This window comes from Micromonospora sp. D75 (assembly GCF_018070405.1).
Classification (GTDB): domain Bacteria; phylum Actinomycetota; class Actinomycetes; order Mycobacteriales; family Micromonosporaceae; genus Micromonospora; species Micromonospora chalcea.
Map to the genome: position 1 here is coordinate 1 of NZ_JAGPXV010000395.1, position 5580 is coordinate 5580.

Here is a 5580-nt window from a genome sequence, read left to right on the forward strand (position 1 = left end):
ACAGCGCGTACTGGTCCGGTTCGACCAGGTAACCGGCCGCGACCACGACACGCTCCAGGTCGCCCCGGCGGATCAGCGCGGCGGCGTCGGCGACCGCGCTGCTCGCCGACACGCAGGCCGTGGTGTAGATCCGGGTCCGCCCGCCGAGTCCGCACCGCGCGGCCAGGTGACCGGCCAGCGCCGGCACCGTCGGCGCGTCCCGCCCCTGCGGTACGGGCAGCGAGTGCGGCCCGCCGTGGGTGGCCAGGAACAGCGCCGACCCGGCGCGCCCGGCCCGGTCCAGCCCGGCGGCCCCGGCGGCGGCGTCGATCGCGTCGGCCAGCTCGTCGGCGAGCGTGCCGACGTCCGGCGCTGTGGCCGCCACCGTGACCCGGCGGCCGGTGGTGTCGAAACGGCGCACCGGTCCGAACGCCGGGGCGCCGGTGAGCACCCCGGCCAGCAGCGCGTCCGCGCCCCTGCCGAGGGCGCTGAGCGCGTACGTGCCGGTGATCCGTACGGTTTCCCGCTCAGCCATCTGCGGGAGCGGTCAGCGCGCCGCGGAACACCGCGAGCGCGTCGTCGACGGTGCGGATGCCGGCGAGTTCGTCGTCGCTCAGGTCCAGCCGGCGGTCGTGGCGCTGCTCGACCATGTGCACCAGCCAGGCCAGCTCCATCGAGCCGAGCCGGTCCGGCACCTGGTCGGCGGGTTTCGCGGTCAGTTCGGCGAGCATGCTCACCAGGTCAGCTCGCCCCAGGTCGGGCTGACCGGACATCAGGACTTGTCGCTGTTCGCGGCCACCCGGTCGGCGACCATCGTGGTGAACTCGCCGACCGTCATCAGCGCCAGCTTCTCCGACTCGTCGTCGGCGAACTTCACGCCGTACCGGTCCTCGACGCGGACCGCGAGGTCGGCCAGGGCCAGCGACTCCAGGTCGACGCCGGAGGGGCCGAGCGTGGTGTCGTCGTCGAGCTCGTCCACGTCGTAGTTCATGTCGGCGAGCTGTTCGACGACGAAAGTGCGGACCTGGTCTCGCATGGGTTCAGACCTCTTCTCCGTGTACCGGCTGACGGTGCCCGGTCGGGACACCGTGTGCGTGTGGACCGGCCGGCTCGGACGCGCGGGTGGCGCGCCGCTCGGCCGGGGCGGGTCGGGAATCGGGGTGGATCGGACGTCCGGCGGGAGTCCGGCGGTTGCGCGGCTCGTACAGCGGTCCGGTCACGACGCCGCGTCCCGCAGCGCCGGGACCGACCGGACCAGCTTTCCGGTGGTGGTGCGGGGCATCTGGTCGAGCAGCCGCAGCGTGCGGGGACGCTTGAAGCCGGCCAGCCGCTCGGCGATCAGCTTGTCCAGCGTCTCCTCGGTCAGCGAGCCGTCGGCCTGGACGTACGCGGTGATGCCGTCGTCCCAGACCACCACCGCGGCGACGACGCCGGGCAGCCCGGCCACTGTGGCCTCCACCTCGGTCAGGTCGACCTTCAGGCCGCCCACCGACACCTGCGAGTCCAGCCGGCCCTTGATGGTGACCAGGCCGGTGTCCGGGTCGACCACCCCGGCGTCGCGGGTGTGCAGCCAGCCGTCGGCCCACCGGGTCGGGTCGGCCAGTCCGACGTACGGGTTGGCGGGGCAGCTGACCCACAGTTCGCCGTCACGCTCGCGCACCTCGATGCCGGGGGCGGGCGCGATGGCGGGGCGGTGCCGCCCGTACAGGTCGGTGCCGATGACGCCGACCTCGGTCATCCCGTACATGTTGCCCAGCGGCACGCCGTAGCGGTCGGTGAAGGCATTGGCCACGGCGGCGCTCACCAGCTCGCCGCCGGTGGTCATGCGTTTGAGCTGCGGCAGCGGCCCGGCCGGTGTGGTGGAGGCGAGCAGCCCGATGTGGAACGGCACGCCGAGCACAGTGGCCGGGGTGTCCTGGGCGGCCACGGCGGCGAGGATCGCGTCGCCGCTGAGCCGTTCCGGCGGGCACAGCTCGACGCCCGCGTGCAGCCCGTAGAGCAGGCCGCCGACCAGGCCGAGCACGTGCACCATGCTGGGCAGCAGGATGATCCGCTCGCCGGGCAGCGCGACGCCGTCGATGCGGGTGTAGCGGCGCACCTCGCCGACCAGGTCGGCGGCGGTGCGGCCGATCACCTTGGACGGCCCGGTGGAGCCGGAGCTGAGCTGGATCACCGCGTGCGGGCTGCCCGCCGGGCGGTCGGAGTACGCGCTCACCCCGGCGGTGACGTCGACGAAGATCCGCAGCGCGCCGCCGCCGGAGCGCACCGGGGCGACCACCACCTGCGGGCTGAGCCGGCGCAGCGCCTGGTCGACCTCGTGGTCGGTGGGCACGTCGGCGAGGAACGGCCGCAGCCGGCGCAGGCTCACCCAGGCGCCGGGCTCGTCGGCGAGCGCCCGGTACGCGCTGACCACACGCGCGGTCAGCGATCCGGACGGCTCGGCGGCCGGCGCGCGCACGTCGGTGAGCGCGAAGAGTTCGGCGAGCGTCGCGCAGCCGCTGCGCCCCAGGACCCGGTCGCGCAGGTGCGCCTGCAACGCGGTGAGGGCGGCGCCGAGCGCGCTCGCGCCCCGCAGCGTGAAGTCGAGGTCGCTCTGCATCCGGACCCAGCCCTTGTCGTCCAGTTGCAGGGCGTATGTCGGCCCGCTCTTGCGGCTGGCCACGTAGTGCAGGCGGGTGAGCTTGTCGCGCTGCGGCTTGCGTACGACCAGGCCGTAGCGGTCCCGCAGCTCGGTGCTCAGCACCTCCCGCGCCTCGGCCATGAGCACGACGAGGATCGCGCTCTCGGATGCGGTCAGGTCATCGCCGGCCATGGTGCCGTCCTTCCGCCAGGTCTCGGCGACGTGCCCGCAGATAGGTGCCGATCTGCGTGACCACTGTGCCGACGTCGTGAACTACTCGGGCGTTGGTGAAGCGCAGGACGGCATAGCCGTCCAGTTGCAGTTGGACGTCGCGTTGCCGGTCGGCCTCGAAGCGGACCGGGCGGCAGTGCTCCGGGCCGTCGATCTCCACCACGCACCGCTCGTCCGGCCACACTAGATCCAGTCGCACCGGCGCGGAAAGGCGGTGCGACTGGTAGCTCTGGTTCCATCTCCGTCCGGCTGCCCAGCTCTGAGCCGCGAGCGCCGCCTCCAGCAGCTTCTCCGCGTCGCTGCCCGGATGCGGCCGGCCCGCCACCGGAGCGTGCCCGGCGGGCACCGTCGCGGGTGCGACGCGGAACACCGGCAGCCCGTCCAGTCCGGCCGTACCCGCTCCGGCCAGCCAGACCGCCGGGCCGCCGTGCTGCACGAGCCACGCGGCACCGGCCGCGATCACGGCGGCGTCGTCGACCGGCCCGACGAGCAGCACCACCTTCCGCCGGCCGAACGCGGCGGCGACGAGACGCGCCAGCGCGGACGCCGTGGCGCGTAGCGGGAGCGCCCTGGTGGCGGGGCGTCGCCCGGTCACCGCGAAGACGGCCAGGTCGGTCAGGAAGGAACCCGGGTAGCGGTCCCGGCGGGCGAGAGCGGCGGCCGCGGCCCGCACGGCCGCGAGCCCGGAGGTATCCGGGCGGACGCCGTGCGCGGCTTCCGGGAGCCAGGCCGGCAGCAGCTCGACGGCCACCTGTTCGAGCCGGTCCAGCGCGGCGCGCACGGTGAGCCGCAACGCGGGGTCGCCGTCCTCGTCCGGCCGTTCCGGCGGGTACGCGCTGAGCCACTCCCGCCGCCGGCGTCGCCACCAGGACACGGCGTCGCGGTAGAGGATGGCGCGCACGTACGCGGCCGGGTCGCCGTCGCGCACCGACGGCCAGCGCAGCGCCAGCTTGAGCAGCGCGTCCTGGAGCAGGTCCTCGGCCTGGTGCCGGTTGCCGCAGATCAGGTACGCGGCGCGCAGCAGCCGGTGCTGGTGCGACTCGACGAAGGCGAGGTAGTCCGCCCGCCCGTCGTCCGAGTCACGCCCCATCCGGCTCCTCCTCCGTCACCGGCCAGACGCGCGGGACGGGGGCAAAGGTTGGGTCAGGTAGCGCTGAATCGTCGGGCCGACCCAGGCGGTCAGTTCCTCCGGGTCGAGGTCCACCACGGGTGGCAGCCGGACGACGTACCGGGTGAGGGCCAGTCCGAGGATCTGGCTGGCCACCAGACCGGCCCGCCGCTCGGCAGTCGCCGGGTCGGCGCTCGACCGGGCCACCGCGGTGGCGAGCTGGCCGGCGAAGATGCCGCGCATCCGTTCGGCCGCGCCGGGGTTGGTGGCGGCGGCCCGGAGCAGGGCGACGAGTGTCCCGTCCGCCTCCCAGCGGCGTACGAAGTGCCGGGTCAGTGTCTCGCCGAGCCGGTCCGGCGGCACCTCGGCCAGGTCGGGCAGGCGCAGGTCGAACTCGGCCGCCGCGGCGAAGAGTCCCTCCTTGCTGCCGTAGTAGCGCATCACCATCGACGGGTCGATGTGGGCGTCGGCGGCGATGGCCCGGATGGTGGCCCGGTCGTAGCCGTCGGCGGCGAAGCGTTCCCGGGCGGCGCGCAGGATGGCCGCCCGGGTGGCGTCCGAGCGGCGGGTTCGGGTGGCGGGTTCGGTCACGTCCACGACTGTAGGCCAACACGTGTTGACATTGGTTCTACAGTGAAGTCAACATGTGTTGGCAAACAGTTGTTGACCGAGCCGGAGGTGAGAGCGATGCTGCCCGAACGCACCGACGTCCTCGTGGTGGGCGCCGGGCCGACCGGCCTGGCGGTGGCCGTGACGCTGGCCGGGCACGGGGTTGCCGCGACCGTCGTCGACCGGCTCGCCGAGCCGCCCGTCACGTCGCGCGCCGCCGTCGTGCACGCCGGCACCCTCGAAGTGCTGGACCGGATCGCTGTCGCCGCGCCGCTGGCCGCCCGAGGGCTGCGATCGGCCCGGTTCAGCGTCCGCGACCGGGACCGGGTGCTGCTCACCGTCCCCTTCGACCGGTTGCCGTCGCGCTACCCGTACGCGCTGCTGATCTCGCAGGCGGAGACCGAGGCGGTGCTCACCGACCGGCTCGCCGCGCTCGGCGGGCGCGTGCTGCGGCCGTACGAGATGACCGGCCTGGACCTCGACGGCGACGGCGCTCTCGCGCGCTTCGACGGCGGCCGCGCGGTCCGGGCGCGCTGGGTCGTCGGCGCGGACGGGATGCACAGCCGGGTCCGCGAACTCGCCGGCATCGGCTTCGGCGGCCCGGCCGATCCCGGGGAGTCGTTCCTGCTCGCCGACGTCCGGGTGGACAGCGCGTTGCCGCGCGACCAGGTGAGCCTCTTCCTGTCCCGGCGGGGCCCGCTGGTCTGGGCGCCGCTGCCCGACGGTACGGTGCGGCTGGTCGCCGCGGTGGCGGACGCGCCGCGCGACCCGCAGGCGCACCACTTCCAGGCGCTGCTCGACGAGCGCGGTCCGGCGCGCCGGCCGGACCGGATCACCGGGATGGACTGGTCGTCCCGGTTCCGGATCCACCACCGGATCGCGAGCACCTACCGCTGCGGGCCGGTGCTGCTCGCCGGGGACGCGGCGCCCGTGCACAGCCCGGCCGGCGGGCAGGGGATGAATCTCGGCCTGCGCGACGCGGTCGCGCTCGGCGTCGCGCTCGCCGCCGGTCCGCGGGCCCTCGACGGGTACG

General features: G+C 74.6%; 7 protein-coding genes. 1 reads left to right on the top strand and 6 read right to left on the bottom strand.

What is annotated here, in order from left to right; translation table 11 throughout:
* The 6 genes from KBX39_RS21415 to KBX39_RS21440 all read right to left on the bottom strand — a co-directional run.
* Window positions 1-514: beta-ketoacyl synthase N-terminal-like domain-containing protein (locus KBX39_RS21415; protein ID WP_043323628.1), on the bottom strand; the 514-nt coding region annotated here is incomplete at its 3' end.
* Entirely contained in the window at window positions 507-752 is a 246-nt protein-coding gene (locus KBX39_RS21420) for a hypothetical protein (protein WP_043323626.1), read from the bottom strand. The genes KBX39_RS21415 and KBX39_RS21420, both read right to left, overlap by 8 nt.
* Window positions 752-1015 carry an acyl carrier protein gene (locus KBX39_RS21425; protein WP_043323623.1) on the bottom strand — a complete coding sequence of 88 codons (264 nt, stop codon included), beginning with the start codon at window positions 1013-1015 and terminating at the stop codon, window positions 752-754. Before KBX39_RS21425 ends, KBX39_RS21420 begins: the two co-directional genes overlap by 1 nt.
* A 180-nt stretch (window positions 1016-1195) precedes the next feature.
* Window positions 1196-2791, bottom strand: coding sequence for an AMP-binding protein (locus KBX39_RS21430; RefSeq protein WP_312247472.1), 1596 nt, complete (start codon window positions 2789-2791; stop codon window positions 1196-1198).
* Window positions 2778-3920 carry a DUF559 domain-containing protein gene (locus tag KBX39_RS21435; RefSeq protein ID WP_210872165.1) on the bottom strand — a complete coding sequence of 381 codons (1143 nt, stop codon included), beginning with the start codon at window positions 3918-3920 and terminating at the stop codon, window positions 2778-2780. Before KBX39_RS21435 ends, KBX39_RS21430 begins: the two co-directional genes overlap by 14 nt.
* 15 nt (window positions 3921-3935) lie before the next feature.
* Window positions 3936-4535 (bottom strand): TetR family transcriptional regulator, encoded by a 600-nt coding sequence (locus tag KBX39_RS21440; RefSeq protein ID WP_043327640.1) that lies wholly within the window; start codon window positions 4533-4535, stop codon window positions 3936-3938.
* A 90-nt stretch (window positions 4536-4625) separates the two neighbouring features.
* On the opposite strand from KBX39_RS21440, the gene KBX39_RS21445 reads away from it, so the two are divergent.
* Window positions 4626-5580 (top strand): FAD-dependent monooxygenase (locus tag KBX39_RS21445; protein ID WP_210872167.1); only part of this gene is annotated, 955 nt, incomplete at its 3' end.